13 protein-coding genes and 3 tRNA genes are annotated in these 22,913 nt (G+C 42.8%); 10 read left to right on the top strand and 6 right to left on the bottom strand.

Annotation, left to right across the window (positions count from 1 at the left end):
- Positions 1-57 precede the first annotated feature (57 nt).
- From LVJ86_RS06415 to LVJ86_RS06390, 6 genes are all read left to right on the top strand, one after another.
- Positions 58-148, top strand: a tRNA-Ser gene (locus LVJ86_RS06415).
- Positions 149-435: 287 nt separating this feature from the next.
- Positions 436-3,048, top strand: coding sequence for a type I restriction-modification system subunit M (locus tag LVJ86_RS06410; RefSeq protein WP_047760234.1), 2,613 nt, complete (start codon positions 436-438; stop codon positions 3,046-3,048).
- Positions 3,049-3,057: 9 nt separating this feature from the next.
- Positions 3,058-4,203: a restriction endonuclease subunit S gene (locus LVJ86_RS06405; protein ID WP_047760233.1), complete on the top strand. Its 1,146-nt coding sequence runs from the start codon at positions 3,058-3,060 to the stop codon at positions 4,201-4,203.
- A gap of 93 nt (positions 4,204-4,296) precedes the next feature.
- Entirely contained in the window at positions 4,297-5,316 is a 1,020-nt protein-coding gene (locus LVJ86_RS06400; RefSeq protein WP_047760232.1) for a hypothetical protein, read from the top strand.
- A complete protein-coding gene (locus LVJ86_RS06395; protein WP_047760231.1) occupies positions 5,317-5,763 on the top strand; it encodes a type II toxin-antitoxin system death-on-curing family toxin in 447 nt (148 codons plus the stop codon). It begins immediately after the preceding gene.
- A gap of 29 nt (positions 5,764-5,792) precedes the next feature.
- Positions 5,793-8,858: a type I restriction endonuclease subunit R gene (locus LVJ86_RS06390; protein WP_047760230.1), complete on the top strand. Its 3,066-nt coding sequence runs from the start codon at positions 5,793-5,795 to the stop codon at positions 8,856-8,858.
- A 472-nt stretch (positions 8,859-9,330) separates the two neighbouring features.
- Here LVJ86_RS06390 and rnr read toward each other — a convergent pair whose 3' ends face one another.
- Positions 9,331-11,784 carry a ribonuclease R gene (rnr, locus tag LVJ86_RS06385; protein WP_075968070.1) on the bottom strand — a complete coding sequence of 818 codons (2,454 nt, stop codon included), beginning with the start codon at positions 11,782-11,784 and terminating at the stop codon, positions 9,331-9,333.
- A 73-nt stretch (positions 11,785-11,857) separates the two neighbouring features.
- Between rnr and LVJ86_RS06380 the strand changes: the two genes are divergently transcribed.
- Together LVJ86_RS06380 and LVJ86_RS06375 are read left to right on the top strand one after the other, a co-directional pair.
- A tRNA-Leu gene (locus tag LVJ86_RS06380) sits at positions 11,858-11,944 on the top strand.
- 69 nt (positions 11,945-12,013) lie between these two features.
- Positions 12,014-12,100: transfer RNA gene (locus LVJ86_RS06375), tRNA-Leu, on the top strand.
- 655 nt (positions 12,101-12,755) lie between these two features.
- Here the strand turns inward: LVJ86_RS06375 and LVJ86_RS06370 are convergent.
- The gene (locus LVJ86_RS06370) at positions 12,756-13,325 is read right to left on the bottom strand and encodes a peptidylprolyl isomerase (RefSeq protein ID WP_047760228.1); all 570 of its coding nucleotides are present in this window, start codon (positions 13,323-13,325) and stop codon (positions 12,756-12,758) included.
- A 153-nt stretch (positions 13,326-13,478) separates the two neighbouring features.
- Complete coding sequence (locus tag LVJ86_RS06365; protein ID WP_053008290.1) at positions 13,479-15,596, bottom strand: AsmA family protein; 2,118 nt, start codon at positions 15,594-15,596, stop codon at positions 13,479-13,481.
- 213 nt (positions 15,597-15,809) lie between these two features.
- Between LVJ86_RS06365 and LVJ86_RS06360 the strand changes: the two genes are divergently transcribed.
- Positions 15,810-16,685, top strand: coding sequence for a chorismate mutase (locus LVJ86_RS06360; RefSeq protein WP_047760227.1), 876 nt, complete (start codon positions 15,810-15,812; stop codon positions 16,683-16,685).
- Between the two features lie 113 nt (positions 16,686-16,798).
- A complete protein-coding gene (gene recG / locus LVJ86_RS06355) occupies positions 16,799-18,838 on the top strand; it encodes an ATP-dependent DNA helicase RecG (RefSeq protein WP_047760226.1) in 2,040 nt (679 codons plus the stop codon).
- A gap of 70 nt (positions 18,839-18,908) precedes the next feature.
- Here the strand turns inward: recG and LVJ86_RS06350 are convergent, their stop codons facing one another.
- From LVJ86_RS06350 to LVJ86_RS06340, 3 genes are all read right to left on the bottom strand, one after another.
- The gene (locus LVJ86_RS06350; protein WP_047760225.1) at positions 18,909-19,742 is read right to left on the bottom strand and encodes an outer membrane beta-barrel protein; all 834 of its coding nucleotides are present in this window, start codon (positions 19,740-19,742) and stop codon (positions 18,909-18,911) included.
- Positions 19,743-19,977: 235 nt separating this feature from the next.
- Positions 19,978-21,231 carry a sodium/glutamate symporter gene (gene gltS, locus LVJ86_RS06345; protein ID WP_047760224.1) on the bottom strand — a complete coding sequence of 418 codons (1,254 nt, stop codon included), beginning with the start codon at positions 21,229-21,231 and terminating at the stop codon, positions 19,978-19,980.
- Positions 21,232-21,566: 335 nt separating this feature from the next.
- Positions 21,567-22,892, bottom strand: a complete 1,326-nt coding sequence (locus LVJ86_RS06340) for a hypothetical protein (RefSeq protein ID WP_047760223.1) — start codon at positions 22,890-22,892, stop codon at positions 21,567-21,569.
- Positions 22,893-22,913 lie beyond the last annotated feature (21 nt).

Here is a 22,913-nt window from a genome sequence, read left to right as displayed (position 1 = left end):
TGCACAGGTAAAGAATACGCCGTATAATCTGCCCTTCATTTCCACTGGTAATGATTCGGAGAGGTGGATGAGTGGTTGAAGTCGCACGCCTGGAAAGCGTGTATACGTGAATAGCGTATCGAGGGTTCGAATCCCTTCCTCTCCGCCAAAATTATATGGAACCCACTGATTTATCAGTGGGTTTTCTTTTTAATAACTGCTTGTTTTTGAAAAAAATCCCGCCTACTTTTTTTGGCTATCTGTAATATGTTTACAATCACTTTAATGTGATGGGAAAATGCTAACTTATACCACTAATGCACTTCAATTCATTTTGCTAGCGTTGCCATGGCACTTTCAAGTTAAATACAAAAGCAAGATTTATGGCACTTGAAATTTGGTATAGCTAAATCGCAATTAAACATCGCCCTATTATTTATAAATGGAACTCCCCTAATGAACAAACAACAACTTGCATCAAAAATTTGGCAATCTGCCAATAAAATGCGTTCCAAAATCGAAGCGAACGAATACAAAGATTATATTTTAGGCTTTATTTTCTATAAATTTCTCTCTGATAAATTAGAAAAATTTGTTCTTGGAGAAGGGCTTGCAAAAGACGATTTTGCAGACCAACTTACAGAAGATGGCGAATTCGTGGATTTTATTAAGGATAATATCGGCTATTTTATCAGCTACGAACATCTATTCTCCACTTGGCTGGCACAAGGCTCGGATTTCAATATCGCCCATGTCCGCACCGCCATGAGTGCGTTTAGCCGTAATATTGCCGACAACTATACCGCTGTGTTTGACGGTATTTTCAAAACATTGGAATCAGGTTTGAGTAAATTGGGCGATACCGCCGCCAGCCAAACCAATGCCGTGAAAGATTTATTTGTCTTAATTGCCGATATTCCGATGGATGGTAAACAAGGCTATGATGTTTTAGGTTTTATTTATGAATATTTGATTAGTATGTTTGCCGCCAACGCAGGCAAAAAAGCAGGCGAATTTTATACGCCACACGAAGTATCGCTTTTAATGTCCGAAATCATCGCCGACCATTTAAAAGACCGTGAAGAAATCAGCATTTACGACCCAACCAGCGGTTCAGGTTCGTTATTGATTAACATCGGGCATAGCGTGGCGAAACATCTCAAAAATGCCAACAACATCAAATATTACGCCCAAGAACTTAAAGAAAATACCTACAACCTAACCCGTATGAACCTTGTGATGCGGGGTATTTTGCCGAGCAATATTTTTACACGCAATGCCGACACGCTAGAAGACGATTGGCCATTAGAAGGCGAACCGCTTTATTTGGACGCAGTCGTATCCAATCCTCCTTATTCCCAACCTTGGAACCCCAAAGACAAAGAATCCGACCCACGCTATAAGCGTTTTGGCGTTGCGCCGCAAACCAAAGCCGACTTTGCCTTTTTATTACACGATTTATACCACTTAAAACCCGATGGCATGATGACCATTGTTCTACCGCATGGCGTGTTGTTCCGTGGTGGCGAAGAAGAAAATATCCGCAAAAATCTGATCGAATACAACCACATTGACGCCATTATCGGCTTACCTGCCAATATTTTCTTTGGCACAGGCATTCCTACCATCATCATGGTATTGCGACAAGAACGTGAACGCAAAGACGTGTTAATGATTGACGCGTCCAAACACTTTCTCAAACTCGGTAAAAACAACCATCTTCAAGCCAGCGACATCAAACGCATTGTAGATTGCGTAACACACCGCCGTGAATTACCCAAATTCAGCCGCGTGGTGTCAAAAGAAGAAATCGTTGCCAACGGATATAACTTGAACATTCCACGCTATGTGGATTCTGCCGAACCTGCCGAACAATGGGATATCTTTGCCACCATGAACGGCGGTATTCCAAAAAGCGAATTAGCCCGGTTTAACGACTATTGGGCAGCGTTTAACGGCTTACAGGCAGCTTTATTTGCCGACAACGGCACGCCTTATATGCAAGTTAAAGCAGAGAATCTACAAACCCAAATTCAAAACCATCCGAGTGTTTTGGCATACAAAAACCAATTTGCCGAGAATTTTGCCGATTTTTCAGACGGCCTGGAAAAAATGCTGATTGAACCGATGCAAACGCTGAACATCGCCCAAACCAAAGGGCAGCTTGCCGAGCTGATTCGTCAAAAAATAGCGGCGATGCCACTTTTGGATTTTTACACCGCCTATCAAAAATTAGACGATTTATGGCGTGCCGAAAGTGCGGGCATTGCTGCCGATTTGGAAATGATTCAAACCGAAGGCAAACAAGCCATTAAACAAATAGACCCGTATATGGTTATCAAAAAAGACAGCAAAACCAAAAAAGAAGCCGAAGTCCAAGACGGCTGGGTCGGGCATATTTTGCCGTTTGAACTCGTGCAAGCAGTTAAATTGCCCGAACAATTAAGCAGCCTGAAAACCAAAGAAAACCGCTTAACCGAAATCACCGCCGAAATTCAAAGCCTATTAGAAAATTTAAGCGAAGAAGAAAAAGCCAGCTCTGCCGTGAATGACGATGGCGACAGCTTTGTGAATGCCGAATTGCCCAAAGCCTTACAGCAAGAACTGGAAGCCTGCGGCGTTATCATTACCAAAAAAGCCGATTTAGCCAAAGCGATTGAAGCCCACGTTTTTGCCGAAGACAGCTTAGGGGCAAAATTACAGGCTGCCTATCGTCTACTTGCCGCAGAAAAAACGCTTAAAACCCAAATCAAAACCGACAGCGTCCAATTGCACAGCGATACCAAAGCAACGATTGAAAACCTAAGCGACAGCGAAGCCCTAGATTTATTGCGTCAAAAATGGCTTGCTCCGTTAAATGAAGCGATGATTAGGCTGCCTGAAACCATGTTGGCGCAATTTAGCCAACAACTCACCGCCCTTTGCGAAAAATACGCCCAAACCTATCAACAAATCAGCCAAGAGAAAGCCGAAAGCGCCAACGCATTGGCAGAAATGATGAATGAACTGACGGGCAATGAATTTGATTTGCAAGGCATTACCGCGTGGCAAGCGATTTTAAAAGCGTAGGAGAACAAAATGGATAAACCACAAACGCCACCGTTACGCTTTAAAGGGTTTGATGGTGATTGGGAAGAGAAAAAGTTAAAAGAAGTACTTACGATTAAAAGCGGATTTTCACAAAAAGAAATTGAAGTTTCAGGTGGAATTTATCCCATTTTGGCAACTGGTGGAGAAATTGGGAGAACGAATACAGCTTTGTATGATAAAGAAAGTGTTTTAATTGGGCGCAAAGGTACAATTGACAAGCCTTATTATATGAACACACCATTTTGGACGGTGGATACACTTTTTTATAGTGAATTGAAAAGTAACATTGATGGAAAGTTTTTATATTTCTTGTTTCAATGTATTGAATGGAGAAAATTGGACACATCAACAGGCGTACCCAGTTTAACCAGCACAACCATTCATGAAATTCAAAAGTATTTCCCTCAACTACCCGAACAAACCCAAATCGGCGATTTTTTCCGTCAATTAGACCAACAAATTGCTCAAGCTCGTGCCGAGTGGGAAAAAAGCATTCAGCTAAAAAAAGCGATGTTGGCAAAAATGTTTCCCGTTTCAGGCAGCCTGAAACCTGAAATCCGCTTTAACGGATTTAGTGGGGATTGGGAAAGGAAGAAGTTGGGGGAGGTTGGTTATTTTTATTCAGGTGGTACGCCTAGCGTTGGTAATGCTAAATTTTATGGTGGAGAAATTCCATTTGTTCGTTCAGGTGAAATTCATTGTTCAAGTACAGAATTATTCTTAACCCAAGAAGGGTTAAATAATTCATCGGCAAAATTAGTAAAAAAAGGTGATATTTTGTTTGCGTTATATGGTGCAACAAGTGGAGAAGTTGGGAGAAGCCAAATTAACGGAGCAATAAATCAAGCTATTTTGGCGATTGTTCCAAATGAAGTTTATGATCCTGAATTTATTGCACAATGGCTTAAAGGTAATAAAGAAAATATTGTTAATTTATATTTGCAAGGTGGACAAGGAAATTTATCGGCTGAAATTGTCAAAAAGATTGAAATTAAATTTCCCAGAACCCAAAAGGAACAAACCCAAATCGGTAATTTTTTCCGCCAACTAGATAAAACCATTGCTTTACAGGCCGCCGAACTGGAAAAATTAAACCAGCTTAAAAAAGGCTTGTTGTCGGTGATGTTGGTGTGAAAATAGTAAAAATGGTGTTTTATGCCGTCTGAAAATACGCGACAAGAATATATTTAAGGCTGCCTGAAAATATTTAAACCAAGAGAATACAATATGAATACTGATTTAACAGTTTCCGTTATTGCCCGCGATAATGTATTGAATAACAAATTCGCCCTTGCTCAATTAGAGCAAAATTTGGCATTAGGCGGGATTGGCTTTGAGGGTGAAACGGTGTTTACCAAATCGCAGGTTGCACAAATTTTAGAGGTAACAGAAAGGACGATTGACAATTATCTGAGCAAATTTGCCGAAGAATTGCACAAAAACGGGTATCGCACTCTAAAAGGTAATTCTTTAAAAAATATAAAGTTAGCCTATGTCGACGAAAATAATTTCGTCGACATCAACTCCAAAGCACCATCGCTTGGCATTTTCTCTTTTCGCGCGGTCTTAAATCTTGCGATGCTCGTCACAGAAAGCGAAAAAGCACGCTTTATCCGCAGCCGAATGCTTGATATTGTGATTGATGTCATCGCGCAAAAATCTGGCGGCTCAACAAAATTTATCAATCAACGAGATGCGGATTATTTGCCTGCTGCATTTTTAGAAGATAGCTATCGCAAACAATTCACCGATGCACTAAGAGACTATTTGCAGATGGGCAATCATAAATATGCCATTTATACCGATAAAATTTATCAGGCGGTTTTTTATGAAAATGCCAAAGAATATAAGCAAATTTTAAACTTGGCAGACAAAGATAAAACACGAGATACGATGTATTCAGAAGTGTTAAAGGCGATTGGCAGTTTTGAATGCGGATTGGCCGCTCAAATGAAAAATAAATCTGATGAGTTGGGCAGAAAATTATTGCCTGCCGAATTAGATGAGTTAATTGCCCAAGCCGAAAATAACCCTTTTATGCAACCGTTTATTTTAGACGCCAGAATCAAAATGGCTAGTCGAGATTTGGGGTTTAGAGAAGCTTTACACGAAAAATTAGAACACTATATCCAATCTATTCCTGAAAGTGATTTTGACCGTTTTTTAGGCGAAAAAAGCCGTTCTTTACAAGAGCAATTAGAAGATACCGCAACATTAGATGTGCTAAAACGCTTAAAGGACAGATAGATGACGATTAAGGTTGTTTATTTTGATGTGCCCCATGCGTTACAAGTATATGATTGGATTATTGCGCAATCTGGTGGTTTGTCAGGTATTCATGTCGGTGGTGAAGATAAATTGGATAGTGTTTTAGAACATATTCAAAACGATGTTTACTATCCGACTTTTGAAGAGAAACTTACGCATTTGCTTTATTCTATCAATAAATTACATGCATTTCTTGATGGCAATAAGCGCGCAAGCTTGGTATTAGCAGCCTATTTTTTAGAATTAAATGGCTATGATTATTGTGTAAAAAGATTTGTGCTGGAAATGGAAAATATCGTTGTTTGGCTGGCTGAAAGTAAAATCTCAAAAGAATTACTCGAAAAATTGGTGAAGTCGATTATTGATAATGAAGACGAATTTTCCGAAGCGGTAAAATATGAATTGATTTGTGCGATTAGCGAATAATCAATCCGCACAAAGTGAGAGAGATAAATATGTTTCATAAAGAATCTGCTTTTGAACAAGCCTTGATTGAAATGCTCCAAACCAGAGGTTGGGAAAAATCGGTGTTAAACCACCCGAGCGAAGAAGATTTAATCGCTAACTGGCAGGCGCATTTGAATAAAACCAATAGCCATATTGATAAGCTTGATGTACCGTTAATCCGTTCGGAAATGAGCCAAATTTTGGAGCAGGTGCAAGAGCTGAAAACGCCTTATAGATTAAATGGATTTATCAATGGCAAAACGGTGGCGATTAAGCGTGAAAACACGGAAAGCCGCCATTTTGGTAAAGAAATTTCATTGGATATTTTTGACCGTGAAGAAATTTCCGCAGGCAAAAGCCGTTATCAAATTGCGGTACAACCGCATTTTTCGCCTAGAAGTGATTTATACCCCAAGCAGCGTGGCGATTTAATGCTGTTAATCAATGGTATGCCGATGTTTCATATTGAATTAAAGCGATCGGGCGTGCCAATTAGCCAAGCGACCAATCAAATTGAGCGATACCACAAAGCCGGGGCGTTTTCGGGGATTTTCAGCTTAGTGCAGATTTTTGTGGCGATGTCGCCTGAAGAATGCCGTTATTTTGCCAATACGAGCGGTGAACTTAATCCGGCGTTTTATTTCCGTTGGGCGGATTTTAATAATGTGTATATGGAAAGCTGGGACAAAATCGCTACGCATTTTTTGTCTATTCCTATGGCACATCAGTTTATCGGTGATTACACGATTGCCGATGCCAAAGATGAACAGCTGAAAGTATTGCGTAGCTATCAATATTACGCGGTGAACCAAATTGCCAATAAAGTGGCGAAAACTGATTGGCGTTCGGGCAATCAACGGGGCGGTTATATTTGGCACACAACAGGCTCGGGCAAAACGATGTCTAGCTTCAAATCAGCACAGTTAATCAGCAGACGTAAAGATGCGGATAAGGTGGTTTTTTTGCTCGACCGTATTGAACTGGGCAAGCAGTCGCTTGAAGAATATCAAAACTTTGCCGATGATGCGAAAGATGTACAAGCCACTGAAAACACGTCTATTCTATTGGCTAAGTTAAAAAGCAGCATTGACCGTGAGCGCTTGATTGTTACGTCCATTCAAAAAATGAGTAATATTCAAGCCGAAGAGGGTGTTAATGAGGCAGATATTGAACTTATTCGCAGTAAGCGTGTAGTGTTTATTATTGATGAAGCCCATCGCACCACTTTTGGCGATATGTTGATTGCGATTAAACAAACTTTTCCAAACGCATTGTTCTTCGGTTTTACAGGCACGCCGATTGAAGATGAAAACGCCAAGAAAAATGCGACAACGGCAACGGTGTTCGGCGATGAATTGCACCGTTATTCCATTGCTGATGGCATTCGTGATGGCAATGTGTTGGGCTTTCATTTGTTTCATATCAGCACGTTTAAAGACCGTGATTTACGCAAAGTGGTGGCGTTGCAAGAAGCCAAAGCCAAAGATGAGGCCGAAGCATTTGCCGATGAAGCCAAAAAGAAAGTGTTTAATCGCTTTATGAACGATGTGCCAATGGCAGGCAAGCTTGGTAAAGACGGTAAATACGCTAAAGGCATTGAAGACTATGTGCCAAATGTGCAATATCAAACGGCTGAACACGTTAATGCGGTCATTGATGATATGCTGGATAATTGGCAACGATTAAGCCAAGGCAAGAAATATCATGCGATTTTGGCAACCAGCTCCATTCCCGAAGCAGTTAATTATTATCGTAAGTTTAAAGCAAGAAATTCAGGGCTGAAAATCACCGTATTGTTTGATCCAAGCATTGATAATGATGGGCAAGGCCATGAGAAAGAAGAATGGATTGCCGAGATTTTGGCGGATTACAACGCCCAATTTGGTATGAAGTTTGGCTATGCCACTTATGCCAATTTCAAGGCGGATTTGTCGGACAGATTGTCGCATATTAAAGCGTATAAAAAAGTGAAACCCGATGAGCAACTGGATTTGTTGATTGTGGTGGACCAAATGCTAACAGGCTTTGACAGCAAATGGCTCAATACCCTGTATCTAGACAAAATGCTGGATTACGCCAATTTAATCCAAGCCTTTTCACGCACCAATCGTTTATGCGATAAAACCGATAAGCCGTTTGGTTTAATCCGTTATTATCGCAAACCGCATACCATGCAACGCAATATTGAAAAAGCGGTGAAATTGTATTCAGGTGACCGCCCTATGGGTTTATTTGTGGATAATCTGGATAAAATCATCCGTAAAATGAATGATAATTTTGCAGAGATTACCGATATTTTCAAACACTCAGGACAGCCGGACTTTGCCCAAAATCCTGATGATGCAGCGGCTTGTGCGAAATTTGTGAGGCTGTTTAATCAGCTCAATGATAACTTACAGGCTGCTCGATTATTGGGTTTTGTTTGGGAAAAATTAAGTTATGATGTGGTGCAGGAAGATGGTTCAACTATCACGGCAACGTTGAATTTTGACCGGCAAACCTACGACAAACTTTTGACTCGTTACAAAGATTTGTATGAAGAGGGCGGTGGTGGTACGGGTGGTGATGACAGTTTGCCATTTGATTTGCGTTCGCACATCAATGAAATTGAAACGGACAAAATTGACCAAGATTATATGAATACCCGCTTCACCAAATGGCTCAAAGCCATTGATGAAGCAGAAAAAACCGCTGCTTTTGAAGAATTACTTTCTTCTTTTGCCACATTATCCAAAGAAGACCAAAAATTTGCCGAGCAGTTTTTGCATGATGTGCAATCTGGCAATATTAAGCCTGATTCCGAACTCACGTTAAATGACTACATTACGCAATACAAACAACAAGCCACCAATGATAAAATCCAACAAGTTATCAATGGTTTGGGTTTGAATGGCGATTTGTTACAAGATATGCTGGCAAGAAAATATACGCGTGAAAACTTGGATTTGGGCAAATTGAATGGATTAAAAGCCACAGTAAACAAAGAGCAGGCTGCTGCTTACTTTAATGAAAACCGCCCGATTTTTTTGAGTAAAAAGATTGATGAGTTTTTGCGAGAGTTTATTACAAATTGATTTTTAAACCATACAACAACGCCATTACTGTTTAAGTAATGGCGTTGTTGTATGGGGGTTAGTTGAAAGTATGGCTGATTTCATAAAATGCACTTTGCCCAGCATTCTGTGACCTCTGCAAAATCCCTTTATCCGGCAAATCATTAATATTACGTAATGCCGTATCTCGTGAGCAGCTTACAAGCGCACCTATTGGCGGTTGTTATTTAGTTGCCCTTCAAAACCATCAGGCAAACGATAATCAGCATGCCATTTATTGAAATATTTGGTTAGAGTGGTTGGGAGAAATGAATGAAGAATTAAAAAATAATATATTGAATAATAAAAATATATTTTAAAATTAAAAAGTGTTGGAAAGTTTTAGCACCTAATCATAATTAGGCAGGCTTCCTCTCCGCCAAATAAAAAAAACCAAGCTATAGTAGCTTGGGATTTTTGTTTTTCTTAATAAATGAAGCAAGAAGATACCGCTTTATCTGCGTTTACCTTTTTTCTTTTGAGAGGTTGCTTTTTTATCAGAAACTGAGGGCTTACGGGTATTGTTACTTTCCGAAGCTTGCTTTTTAACCAGTGTGATTTTGCCATTCACCACTTTCAGAGCCTTGCTTTGCTTAGCAGTAGGGCTTGCAACATGACGTTTGGCTTTTTCGTTTGCGGTGGATTTAGAAGGTTTGCGTTTACTTTCAGTTTGCCGCTCGTTATTTTTTTGTTTACCGTGTTTGCTTTTTTTGCTTAGGCTACCTCCGCTGATCAATGTGAGATCAATTTTGCTCGTATCTAAGTCGGCTCGGGCAACTTTTACAACCACTTCATCACCCATATTGAAGCGGATGCTGCTGCGCTCGCCCTCCATAGCCATGATTTCCGGACGGAAGTTAAAGTAGTCTTCGCCTAAATCACTAATATGCACCATACCTTCGATGTGGATATCCGAGAGGGTAACGAAAATACCAAAATTAGCCATACCTGATACGCGGCCTTGGAATACCTCGCCCACTTTATCGCGCATATAGTAAGTTTTCAGCCAGTTTTCAACATCACGGCTGGCTTCGTCTGCACGGCGTTCATTAAACGAACAGCTTACACCTAATGCTTGCCATGATTCGGGTTGATATTTTTCGCCGTTCAACACGGCTTTTATAGCGCGGTGAACGGTAAGGTCGGGATAGCGGCGGATAGGGGAGGTGAAGTGAGCATAAGCTTCGTATGCCAAACCGAAATGGCCTTGGTTTTCTGGTTCGTAAACTGCCTGCTGCATTGAACGCAACAACATGACTTGCAGTAATTCGCGATCGGGTCGGTTTTTGATTTTTTCCGCCAATATTGCGTAGTCTTTCGGGGTGGGGTGGTCTCCGCCTTCCAAATGAAGGCCAAGCAAGCTTAACTGTTCGCGTAAGGTTGCGAGCTTCTCAGGTGTTGGCCCCAAGTGGTTGCGGAAAAGCGAGGTATGCTTATTTTTAATCAGAAATTCTGCGGCACATACGTTGGCGGCCAACATACATTCTTCAATTAGTTTATGCGCATCATTGCGGACAACGGGTATGATTCGTTCGATTTTACCGTTGTCGTCAAATAGCATTTGTGTTTCTACACTTTCAAACTCCATTGCTCCTCGCTGCTCGCGTTTTTTCTGCAAGATTTGGAAGAGTTTGTATAAAGGTTCGATTTGGGCTTTGTGAGGGTAGTCACCGCCCGCTTCAATCCAGTTCCATACTTGAGTATAAGTAAGGCGTGCTTGGGACCGCATGACGGCAGGATAGAATTTATATTCCTTAATGTTGCCGGCATAAGTGATGAGCATATCGCAGACCATGCATAAACGTTCAACATCAGGATTAAGAGAGCAGATGCCGTTTGACAGCTTCTCGGGAAGCATGGGAATCACACGGCGCGGAAAGTAAACGCTGGTGGTTCTTTCCAGTGCGTCTTTATCAATGGCGTCTCCTGGACGCACATAATGGCTGACATCGGCAATAGCAACGACCAAGCGGTAATTACGGCCGATTTTTTCAGCATAAACGGCATCGTCAAAATCGCGCGCGGTTTCGCCGTCTATGGTAACCAACGGTAAGTCGCGTAAATCTACCCGGCCTTTTTCAGTAATTTCCTGTTTTAAAACATGTGTGGGAATTTTTTCGGCGGCTTTTAAGCAGGCCGAACTGAATTCGTGGGGCAGATGGTGTTTGCGTACGGCGATTTCGATTTCCATGCCGCTGTCGGCATAGTCACCTAATACTTCAACCAATTTTGCAACGGCAGGGCGGTTATGTTCGGGATAGCTTTCGATTTCACCAACAACAACTTGTCCTGATTCAGGCTTGAATTCGGCCAAACTTTGCGGTTCGAGTACGATGCTTTGGCTGAGACGTTTATCTTCAGGTTCGAGAATGGCTATACCGCGTTCTACATAAAAGCGGCCGACAACTTGTTTTTGGGCACGCTCGACAATATCCAATACCTGGCCTTCACGCCGCCCTCTGCGGTCAGTACCTCCCGGGCGTACGGTCACGATATCGCCATGCATTAGTCCGCGCATATTGCGCTCGGTGAGAACGAAGTCTCTTTTGCCGGTAGAGGTGAGTGGTACGGCAAAACCAAATCCGTCTCGATGGGCTTCGATACGGCATTTTACCAATGCCAGTTTGTCGGCGGCACATAGGGCGCCTCGGCGGTTGATATGCAGTTGCCCATCGCGCGCCATGGCTTTGATACGACGCTCGAAAAATTCATATTCTGATTCGGTAATGGATAATTTTTCAGCCAATACGTCAATTTTAAGCGGAACACCTTCTTTCTCGAGGATTTCGGCAATCCATTCCCGGCTGGGAAGAGGGTTTTCATAGCGTTGCCGCTCACGATTTAAAAAAGGATCTTTCTCTCGCAGATTGAATAATTTAGATTTTTTTTTCATTTGTATGATTGACATTCTTTTGTTTAGATATATAATTGCATTCTTTCGTTAAGGCAACACTTTAACGTAAACAACAGATTAAAGCAAAGCCCAGGTGGCGGAATTGGTAGACGCGCTAGCTTCAGGTGCTAGTATCCTCACGGGTGTGGAAGTTCGAGTCTTCTCCTGGGCACCATTAATATAATAAAAATGCATTAATTTGTTTGTTGTACAGCAAAATGTTGGTTTTAGCAAATTATTTAAAGCCCAGGTGGCGGAATTGGTAGACGCGCTAGCTTCAGGTGCTAGTATCCTCACGGGTGTGGAAGTTCGAGTCTTCTCCTGGGCACCACACTGAAAAACAGCAGCCTTTTTAGGTTGCTGTTTTTTTGCGTCTTAATATTGTTAATGACAACTATAATATTCAATAAAAATAATGATTTGGGGTGGTTTCCGATTCTTTTGGCATCGGTTGTACATCCAATAACATCTAAGCTAATCCTGTAGAACCAATCTAAAAACGGGATATATTTCGGGGTATCTTACCAATATTTTTGAAAAAGCCTCCTCACAATGCCGCTAATTAAAACATATTAAGCACTATGGAATTTCAGACGGCATTAATATCTACTTGGTTTGGTATTTGGTTATTTACCCCACGGGCGGTAAATTACTGAAATACCGCATTTGCAGAAAAAGTTGTTTTGAATTGGTAAATATATTGTTATATCACTTAAAGAAGTTTACGGTGCCGGCCACAATACGCATAATTTTATGCTGGTAAAAGATCTTCTCAAGATTGCTATAGAGCGGTTTTATTTTCGGTAGTTTGGGATATGATTTTAATGCACTGAGCAAAAAGGCGTAGATATTAATAAAACCATGCCGTCTGAATATTTCAGACGGCATAGCTTTATTGCAGGTTTGTTATTTATAAGCTTTATTACAAAATGCAGTGGTTTTAATCATATGTATTTATTATCAAACATAAAAAGTACGGCTTCATATTATCGAATGATGTTTATTTTTTGAATGATAATGGGGGTAACCGGTACATTTTGATGATAACCTTTGCTGGTAGTGCGCGTTTTGGCAATATTGTTGACAATATCCATGCCGTTGGTTACACGTCCGAATACGGCATAGCCTGCACCTTGAGGGGTTGCATTTTTATAGTTAAGAAAATTGTTGTCGGTAACATTGATAAAAAATTGGCTGGTGGCAGAGTTGGGATTAGCCGTGCGTGCCATAGCGATCGTACCGACAGTATTTTTGAGGCCGTTTGCAGCTTCGTTGCTGATGGCTTTATCGGTAGCTTTTTGAACCATATCAGGCGTAAATCCGCCGCCTTGAATCATAAAACCGTCGATAACGCGGTGAAAAATCGTATTGTCGTAAAACCCTTTTTCGGCGTAGTTGACGAAATTAGCTACGGTTTTGGGGGCTTTCTGTTCATCCAGCAATAGCTCTATTTTGCCTATATTGGTATCAATAACAGCGCGTGTTTGTGCTTGTGCGTTAAGGGCGGCAGTACCGAGTAGGGTACCGAGAAGGATATTTTTCAAAGTGGTATTCATCGGAAGTTTTCCAGTGTAAAAGTTTAAAGATTTGGCGGCAAAATAGGCGGCTTTTTTCAGACGGCCTATTTTTTGGTTTTTATTGTGGGCATTATTATTATCTAATTCCGTGTTGCCATCTGTAAAACGGATGTAAAAGCTTATTTTATATTATTAGCGGTTGCCGTTACGTGGGTTCAACCATTGCCATTGCTCTTTTAACATTTCTGCTAAGGCTTGTTGACGCTGCTCTGGACTGTTTAATCCGGTGGTCAGGCGGGGATAGTCTATGGTAACCGAGGGATTGTTGACGTCGCCGTTGATTTTTAAAGGAACTGCTTTTGCATTGCGGTTGTGGGCGTTACGTATAATCAGAGTTTCCGAAAGAGTTTGCGAGGCAAGGTTGGTGCTGCCGCTACTGTTGATGAGCAAAACGTCCGATATCAGCTCGCTGTTATTGTGGCGCAAGATACCTTGCTCGATATCGGCACTCATGGTCAAGCGGGAAAAGGGGGTTTGTACGTCGGCATCATAGCCGTCTAGTTTACTGTTGGTGCTGGCATTTCTAAGAATATTGCGCATGTCGAAACCGATGAGGGCGCCGTTCGAAATGTTCAGTTGGAGGCTGCCTTTCAGGTTTTCCATGAGATTTTGCCGTGTGGTACCGCTGGCGGAAAAGTCGATAACGGCATTGCCGTTTCCGTTAATGCGATGATAGCCGAATAAATCTTGTAGGAGCGGGCGGATTTGGATATTTGTAGCAATTTGTTGTAGGTGGAATGTGGGCGGATTCGTATTTGCCATACTGATGCCGCCTTCCAAACTGCCATTGTAAAGAGAGGCGTTAAGGCGGGAGAGGCTGATACGCTGATTGTCGGCGTATAATTGTGCGTTTAGATTATCGGCCTGTATACCAGGTATTATCAAACTGCCGATACTGATATCGGCTTCGATGGCTGGGGTATTGGGATGAGATAAAAATTTCGGATAAATGGTAGTAGAATCTTGTTTTTCCTGAAGATAAGGTGTGAGATTGAGTCGGCCAAGATTCAGATTTCCTGTAATTTTACCGCTGTTTTGTTGGTAGGCTGCTTGTAGGGTAACCGGTTGTCGGTCGAAAAGTCCTTGCAGGTTGGTTTGCCAGTTGCCGTTTTTGTAGCTGAATGAACCGTCCAGTTGGCTAATAAACCGGGGTTGAGGTGCTGAAGGATTATCTTGGATGCTGGTAAAACTAAAACGGGGCGATTCGATCGTATTGCTTTGCTGCCAGTTGATCGGGCCGGTAAAGGTAAAGTTTGTCTGCCCGTAAACATTTTTATGACTGCCTGTCAGGCCGGCTTCTGCGATGGTCACTATAGTAGGGTGTAGGCTGATTTTATTGAGTTTGATTGCAGCATCCCATTGGTTACCGCTTTCTTTTGCTGTCAGTACACTGCCAAATTCATTGATAGAGACATGATTATTTTGCCAAATAATTTGGGGTGTTTGGGCATTGATATGAAGGTTTAGTGCAGTATTGTCGGCACTCAGGCGCACATTTTGCAGATTGAGGGTTTGGTTTTGGGGCTGCCAGTTTAAGCTGCTTTCAGATTTGATCTGGATTTGGCGGCCTTTTATATCTGCGTCGGCTTTGAGGACTAATTGGGGAATACGCCAGCCATCAGATGCTTGCATTAAACGGCCTTCGCCGCCCAATACGGCTTTGCCTTTGGCACCGGCATCGGCAGTACCCGAAAAATCGAATATTTTTTCAGAGCCGTTAAGATTTTTGCCGTTAAAACGTAGGTCGCTGATGAAATAGTGATGCTTGGGAAGATTCAGTTTGATGCGGCTATTTTCAACAATAAGGCGGTTGAGATGTATGTTCGTTGATGACCTGCGCCAAAGATCGGCCAAACTCCAGTTACCGCTTGCGTCACGGTTTAGCTCTATATCTGCCCCTTTGATCACCCATTTTTCTATTGTGGTAGTTTGGTTGAAGAGGCTTTTCCAAGATAAGCCTATTTTCATTTCTTTGATATATACGGCATCGGCTTGGCTATTGGGTTTGCTGATAGAAAGATTGTGTAGGGTAACGGTTGGTCGAGGCAGCCAGCTGCGCCCGATTTGTGCATGGATGCGCGTGTTTCTACCGCTGCCGGCTGTAAATTTATCCAGTTCGGTTTGGATTTTTTGAGGGTTGAAGATTTCCCTAAGGGCAACTTGCAGACCAAGCGCCAGCAGCAGAGCGGCAAGTGCGCCGAAGATGATGGTTTTCAGCCAGAATTTGCCTGAGCGTAAAAAGTGAATCATAGGGAAAATAGCCGCAAAAATTGTTTTCGTTAAAATCTTATAATGATGAACACAAATACTGAATCCCACAAGCTTTAAAATACTAAATATTGTAAATATTTTTAGAAAAACTAAATACTGTAAGGGGGGTGATTAGGATGTTGGCAGGGGAAATATTGGCGAGTGGTGGGAATGTTGCTACTATGGAACTATTAATTTTCAGGAGAAATAAAGATGTTGATTGTGATGCGCAAGCACGCTTCGGACGAGGCGATCGCACAAGTGGTGGATTTAATCCGCCGGCGCGGTTTGCAGGAGCATATTTCCAGAGGTGAGGAGCGTACGATTATCGGTGCCGTAGGTGATGAAAGGGTATTACACCTGCATGAGGTTAATACGCTGCCGGAAGTGGAGCGTGCGATCCGCGTATTGAACGACTGGCGCATCATCAGCCGTGAGACCCAACCTCAAGACAGTACGATTACCGTGCGCGGTGTGGAGTTCGGTGGTGGAAAAATATTGGATATTGCTACGGCAGGTAGTGAGACTGAGGCGGCAGATGCAGTATATACCGATCCGTTTTTTGTACCACGCGGCCCCTATGCCGAGCTTGAATATGCCGGTGAGAAAGTACAAATCCGCACAATGCAACAAGAAGTGGCACGTTGCCACGAAGCGGGTAAACCCGTGTTGGTACGTATCCGAGATGTTCGCCAGATAGCACCTGCTTTAGCAGCCGAGGCCGATATATTGTATTTGGGCGGCGAGTTGATGACTAACCGCGCTTTACAAGATGAAGTAGGCCGTCTGAATACGCCTGTGGTTTTGTGTAAAGACAAGCATCATAGGGTAGACGACTGGCTGGTAGCGGCGGAACATATCGCATTGCACGGCAACCACCATATCATTTTGGGCGAGGCGGGTACGTTGAGTTTCGAGCCTGAACACACTTACCGTTTGGATGTGGACGCTATCGTGCGCGTGCGTAAATTAAGCCATTTGCCCGTTATCGCCAACGTTACCCGCCTATGGCACGGCGATATGCCGCAGGAAGTGCTTTACCGTTTGGCTGAAGCGGCAGGTGTAAACGGCGTAGTGAACAGTTTATAAACGTTGATTTTGAAAAAGAAGCCGTCTGAAATTCAGACGGCCTTTGTTTTTATTTCGGTATCGAAATCGTTTAAAATGGCTGCCTGAAAACTATAGTGCATAAAGTTTGCGAGATGAATGCCGATACGCAGAAACAGCTTAAAATTACCGAAAATACAGCTAAAAAACTCGATAAACTGAATATCCGCAGCGTTTGGGATGCGGTGTTGCACCTGCCTTTGCGTTATGAAGACGAAACCCATATCACCCCGATTGCCGATGCGCGCCCCGGTGTGCCTTGCCAGGTGGAAGGAGAGGTAGTGCATCAAGAGGTACAGTTCAGGCCGCGCCGGCAACTGATTGTTCAGATGCGCGACGGATCCGGCAGCGTATTGTTTTTGCGTTTTATCCATTTTTACCCCAGTCATCAAAAGCAAATGGCCGAAGGCAAGCGTATCCGTGCGGTGGGTGAAATCAAACAAGGCTTTTTCGGCAGCGAGATGATACATCCGAAGATACGTGATGCCAAAAGCAGTGGTTTGGCAGAAAGCCTTACCCCTGTTTATCCGACCGTAAACGGCTTAAACCAGCCTACCTTGCGCCGTATTATTCAGACGGCATTAGACGTTACGCCGTTGCAAGATACCTTGCCTGACGACTTGTTAGGCCGTTTGAAACTGCCGCATTTGACCGAAAGCTTACGGTTATTGCACTTCCCGCCGCCCGATTACACGATTCACCAACTTTCAGACGGCACTTTGCCTGCGTGGCAACGGCTGAAATTCGACGAACTGCTGGCGCAGCAGCTTTCTATGCGTTTGGCACGGCAAAAGCGTATCAGCGGCAGTGCCAAAGCTTTGCTGGGCAGCGGCGAACTATCTGCAAAATTGTTAAACAGCCTGCCTTTCTCCCTTACCGGCGCACAACAGCGCGTATTGGATGAAATCCGCCACGATATGGCGCAAACCTTTCCCATGCACCGGCTTTTACAAGGAGACGTGGGCAGCGGTAAAACGATTGTGGCCGCATTATCCGCGCTTGTCGCGATTGAAGCGGGCTACCAAGTGGCGGTGATGGCGCCCACTGAAATTTTGGCGGAGCAGCACTATATCAAATTCAAACAATGGCTTGAACCTTTGGGTTTGAGCGTGGCATGGCTATCGGGCAGCCTGCGTAAAAAAGCCAAAGATGCGGCTAAAACCGCCTTGGAAAACGGCGAAACCTTGTTGGCAGTCGGCACGCATGCCTTGTTTCAAGAAGACGTGCGCTTTCAAAATCTCGGCTTGGTGATTGTGGACGAACAGCACCGCTTCGGCGTGGCGCAACGTTTGGCTTTAAAAAATAAAGGTGAAGACGTACACCAACTGATGATGTCGGCTACGCCTATCCCGCGGACATTGGCAATGAGTTTTTTTGCTGATTTGGACGTATCCGTTATCGACGAACTGCCGCCTAACCGAACACCGATTAAAACGCGGCTTGTGAACAGCTTGCGCCGCGCAGAAGTAGAGAGCTTCGTATTATCCACTTGTTTGAAAGGGCAGCAGGCCTATTGGGTATGCCCGCTGATTGAAGAAAGCGAAACGCTGCAACTGCAAACCGCTACCGAAACCTTAACCCAACTTCAGACGGCCTTGCCGCAACTGAACATAGGTTTGGTACACGGACGTATGAAAGCTGCCGAAAAAGCCGCCGTGATGGCTGAATTTTCGGCAGGCCGTCTGAATGTTTTGGTGGCGACTACTGTAATCGAAGTCGGCGTAGACGTGCCTAATGCCAGCCTGATGGTGATAGAGCATGCGGAACGCATGGGGTTGGCGCAACTGCATCAATTACGCGGGCGGGTAGGGCGCGGTGCCGCAGCCAGTGCGTGCGTATTGCTGTTTTCCGAACCCTTGAGCGAATTGGCCAAAGCCCGTTTGAAAGTGATTTACGAGCATACGGACGGTTTTGAAATCGCGCGGCAGGATTTGAACATACGCGGGCCGGGTGAGTTTCTCGGCGCGCGGCAGAGCGGCGTACCCATGTTGCGCTTTGCCGATTTGCAGGAAGACCTGCATCTTTTGGAAACGGCGCGCAATATCGCTCCGCAATTGATAGACGAACGCCCCGATATTGTCGAAGCCCACCTTAACCGGTGGTTATCCAGTAGAGAGCAGTATTTGGGCGTATAGCCGGTATACTTGTCAGGCAAACAGAGGCCGTCTGAAACTTATATTTCAGACGGCCTTAAATATGTGGATATTAGAAAGTATATTTCACTTTGATACCGGCTTCATGGGTGTAGTTTTTGGGTTCTACCGCCTCAAAAGCTTCATTGGTTTGATCATCAAAATGAGTGGCACTATCCGAATCGAATACTTTCCAGCCTCGATAGAAGGGGCCGACACTCAATTTCCCGTGTGTGCCGAAGGTTTTGCTCACGGGCAAATCCACTTCAAGGCCTTGGCCGTTGCGCTGCTTGTTGACAATGGTGCCGTTATGCAAATAAGAAAGTTGGCGGCCGTAAATGGCGCGGTTGTAACCGATTTTGGGGTTCAATTCAAATGATTTCGGCAGTTTGATATCAACACCTGCGCCAACGTGAACATAAGCGGTTTTATTTTTACGGCTATAATCTTCCGGATCGCTTTTACCGCTTAAATCATGCAAGGTGCGGTAGCCCAAACCGGTTTCCAGTTGCAGCGTGAATTGTTCGTTGAGCGGGCGGCTGTATTTGTAAATTACACGGGCATCGGTGGATTTGCGCTCAATATTGTGTTGGCGTACAGAGCCGTAAGGCGTGCCTTGAGGGTTTTCATCACTGGGATTTTCACCGCCGATATAGTCGATTTTGCCTTTTGAATAACGGCCTTCAAATTTGACGGCGTGTTGTTCGTTTAAGTGGTATTTCACTTCACCGTTAATAGACCATAGATTACCGCGCTGCTGCATAAAGCGGTCATCACCATTTTGGTACTCGCGATACGTTTCTTGATAGCGTTCGCCGCCTACGCTGAATTCCAGAGGTTTCGCTGCGGCCAGTTGATGGGTAAACAGAAAACTGCTTGCTAAGAATAGAATCGATTTTGAGGTCATAATGTTATAATGTAACTATTAAAGGGGTTGGCATTATAATGTCTGCCTCACGCAAAATCAAAAAATATTTCCAATTTGCTTATATATCAGCCTATATTGAAAATAGATAAAATAATTCAATTGGTTATTGGGTATGTATATACAAAAAATGCCGTCTGAAATTTGGTTTCAGACGGCATTTTATCTAAACTCGGTAAAATATTCGGCTTAATTTATGAGCTATGTCAAACAAACATCAGCCTAAAAAGTTTGCGAACAATGTCAGAATAAACGCATTTACAAAATCTATGAAGAAGGCACCAATCATCGGCACAATTAAAAATGCTTTGTGCGAAGGGCCGAAATGCTGGGTAACGGATTGCATATTGGCTACTGCGGTCGGCGTTGCACCCATACCGAAGCCGCAATGTCCGGCAGCCAATACGGCGGCATCATAGTTTTTGCCCATTACTCTAAAGGTAACAAAATAAGCAAACAAAGCCATAACGATAGTTTGCACGGTTAGGATAATCAGCATCGGCAAAGCAAGATCCAACAATTGCCATAATTTGAGATTCAGTAGTGCGATACCCAAAAACAGGCTGAGCGAGGCGTTGCCGAATACATCAATGGCACGGTCGAACATATTGAATTTGAATACCGTGGTCAGCACGTTCCGCAAAATCACGCCGAAGAAAAGCGCCCATATAAACTGCGGTAAGGTGAAGCTTTCGGGCAGCCAGGCTTTTACTTGGGGGGTAGTCATCAAAGCGGAAAATGCCAAGCAGGCGGCAAAAAGCGCCATGGTTTCGATTGCCGTGGTGGCGGTAATCAGGCGGGGCTGCTCGGCGTGTTCGAACGTATTGTCTACGGTTGAAGCAATATCGGTATCCTGTTGATTGCCTGCTTTAGCGTGCTCTTGGGCGTTGATCTGTTTCATACCCATATTGTTCACCAACTTACGCGCTACCGGGCCGCCGATCAAACCACCCAAAACCAAGCCGAAAGTCGCACTGGCCATACCTAAATCGATCGCGCCGGTAATATGGTATTTTTCCTCCAATACCTTGCCCCATGCGCCCGCCGTACCGTGACCGCCGACAAGTGTAATCGAACCGGTGATCAGGCCGACAATCGGTTTTAAATCAAGCAAAGTAGCAAGTCCGACACCGACTGCATTTTGCACGATGATAAATACGCTTACCACCGCCAAAAAAAGCACCAGCGCCGCACCGCCGGCTTTCAAGCGGGAAAAATCCGCGCTTAATCCGATAGAGGAGAAGAAAATCAGCATAAACGCCGTTTGCAGGCCTTGGTCGAAGCTAAACGACAAACCGCTGCTTGTATATAAAAGATAAATAATTATCGCTGCCAGCAAACCACCCGCCACAGGCTCGGGAATATTGAAATTTTGAAGAAATTTTATTTTGTTAACCAGCAAACGACCGACTAACAAAACCAACGTGGCGACAATAAGCGTGTAGTAAGGATCAACGACAATAGAATCCATAAAGTACCTTTTTATAAATTAATGTTAATGTTTTGATAAGTTGAGCATAGAACAAGATGATAAACGTTATCCGGTAGGTTTGCCAAGTTGTCTTGGGTGTTAGGTAGTAAGGTTTAAGTAGCATTAGGTTTGTTTAATAAAAAGATATGGGGATTTTGTTGATAGATTTTGTAATGGCTGACCGGTTGGAAAGGCAGAGTAAAACATAAAATATGCCGTCTGAAAAATTAGGTTTCAGACGGCATTGAGAGGTGGAAAGTATATGTGTGCATACCTACACGCAGGCTACGGTTTGCTATGTATAGATTTTATATTTCATACATGTTAAGGCTTGCTTACGATGTGGTAAATTGATCATATATTATTTTGACACTATGCGGGACGCTGGCGGGATCAATTAAAGCTAGTGCTTTTACAAATCTTCTTCTTTCATGTGGTATCATACGAGCAATTCTAGAGGTTTCACTTTGTGCATGACGCAGCATAATTGCAATTTCCATAGGAGAAAAATTTTTAATTATTTCTTCATAAAAAGGAATAGCTGCCCATGAAATTCCATAACCGTTTCCTAAATAACATGATACAACAGTATCTACAAAATCACTTTGAATAGTTTCAGGAACAGCTGTAGCTGTGGACAGCTCTAGTAATCTTTCAGCGTGTGGGGCTTCATTATAAAAGTTATTTAAACCATCATGAGCAATTTGTAATCTTTGAACAGCAGTAGAAAAAATTGTATGCTGTTGAGGAGCTGATAACAATCCTAGTAAGCCAAGTTTTTCAAAAAATTGGCTTGATGCTGTTAGTCGTTGTTCATCACCTTTTGCAATATATTCTGAATGCTTATCAATTAAGGAAGAACGTAATGAAGCAGAAAAACTATCTTTAAATAAACTACAAATATCTAAAGCATTAAGTCTTGTACGTTCTTGCGATTTAGAATCGCAATATACACCGTGAGCCATCATAATTAATAACTGTCTCTGAGCTTCGTGGGTTTCAGATAGTCGATTTCTCCATAATTCTAATTGAGGTTCACTAAATCTTACTTCTTTAAGAGATTTAATAAATTCATTAATATTTACTCCTTTGGGAGATGATGAATCACCTAGTGCATATTTTATGCAACGATTTAAGAAAGTAATAAACTCCCTATCATTTAGATTACCAAGTGATGGGTGTGCAGCAGAAAAATTGTTACGAATATTTCTGCATTGACTCAAAAATAGAAAACCCTCTTCATTTAAGATATTAAGCTCTAAACATAAATCTAATAATTGACTATCTTGTAGTGATATTAAATTATTATCTTCAAAATCCTTTTCTCTAATTTGAGAAACAATAGGTAATCCAAAGTTTCTGACTTTATCTCGAAGCCTTAAAATAGCAGCATTCCAAATATAATTGATTGCTCCATCAAATAATCCTGAACTTGTTGCTATACACATACGAGCAATGAGTTCAGGAGCAACATTATTAACTGGTATATTTCTTAATTCTCGAGGTAAATCGCTCCATGCATATCTAATTTCTTCATCACTTGCGAGAACTTCTCTAGGGAAGCCAAGAGATGTAACTAGTTGATTTATTGCAGGTATAGTGTTGGCTGATAAATCAGGTAACTGTTGATTGAAAGTTGTAAGTTGATTGCTGTGATTCATTACTCAAAACTCCAAATATTA

It is taken from the genome of Neisseria arctica (genome assembly GCF_022870905.1).
GTDB classification, from domain to species: domain Bacteria; phylum Pseudomonadota; class Gammaproteobacteria; order Burkholderiales; family Neisseriaceae; genus Neisseria; species Neisseria arctica.
This window is presented reverse-complemented; position numbering and strand designations above follow the sequence as displayed.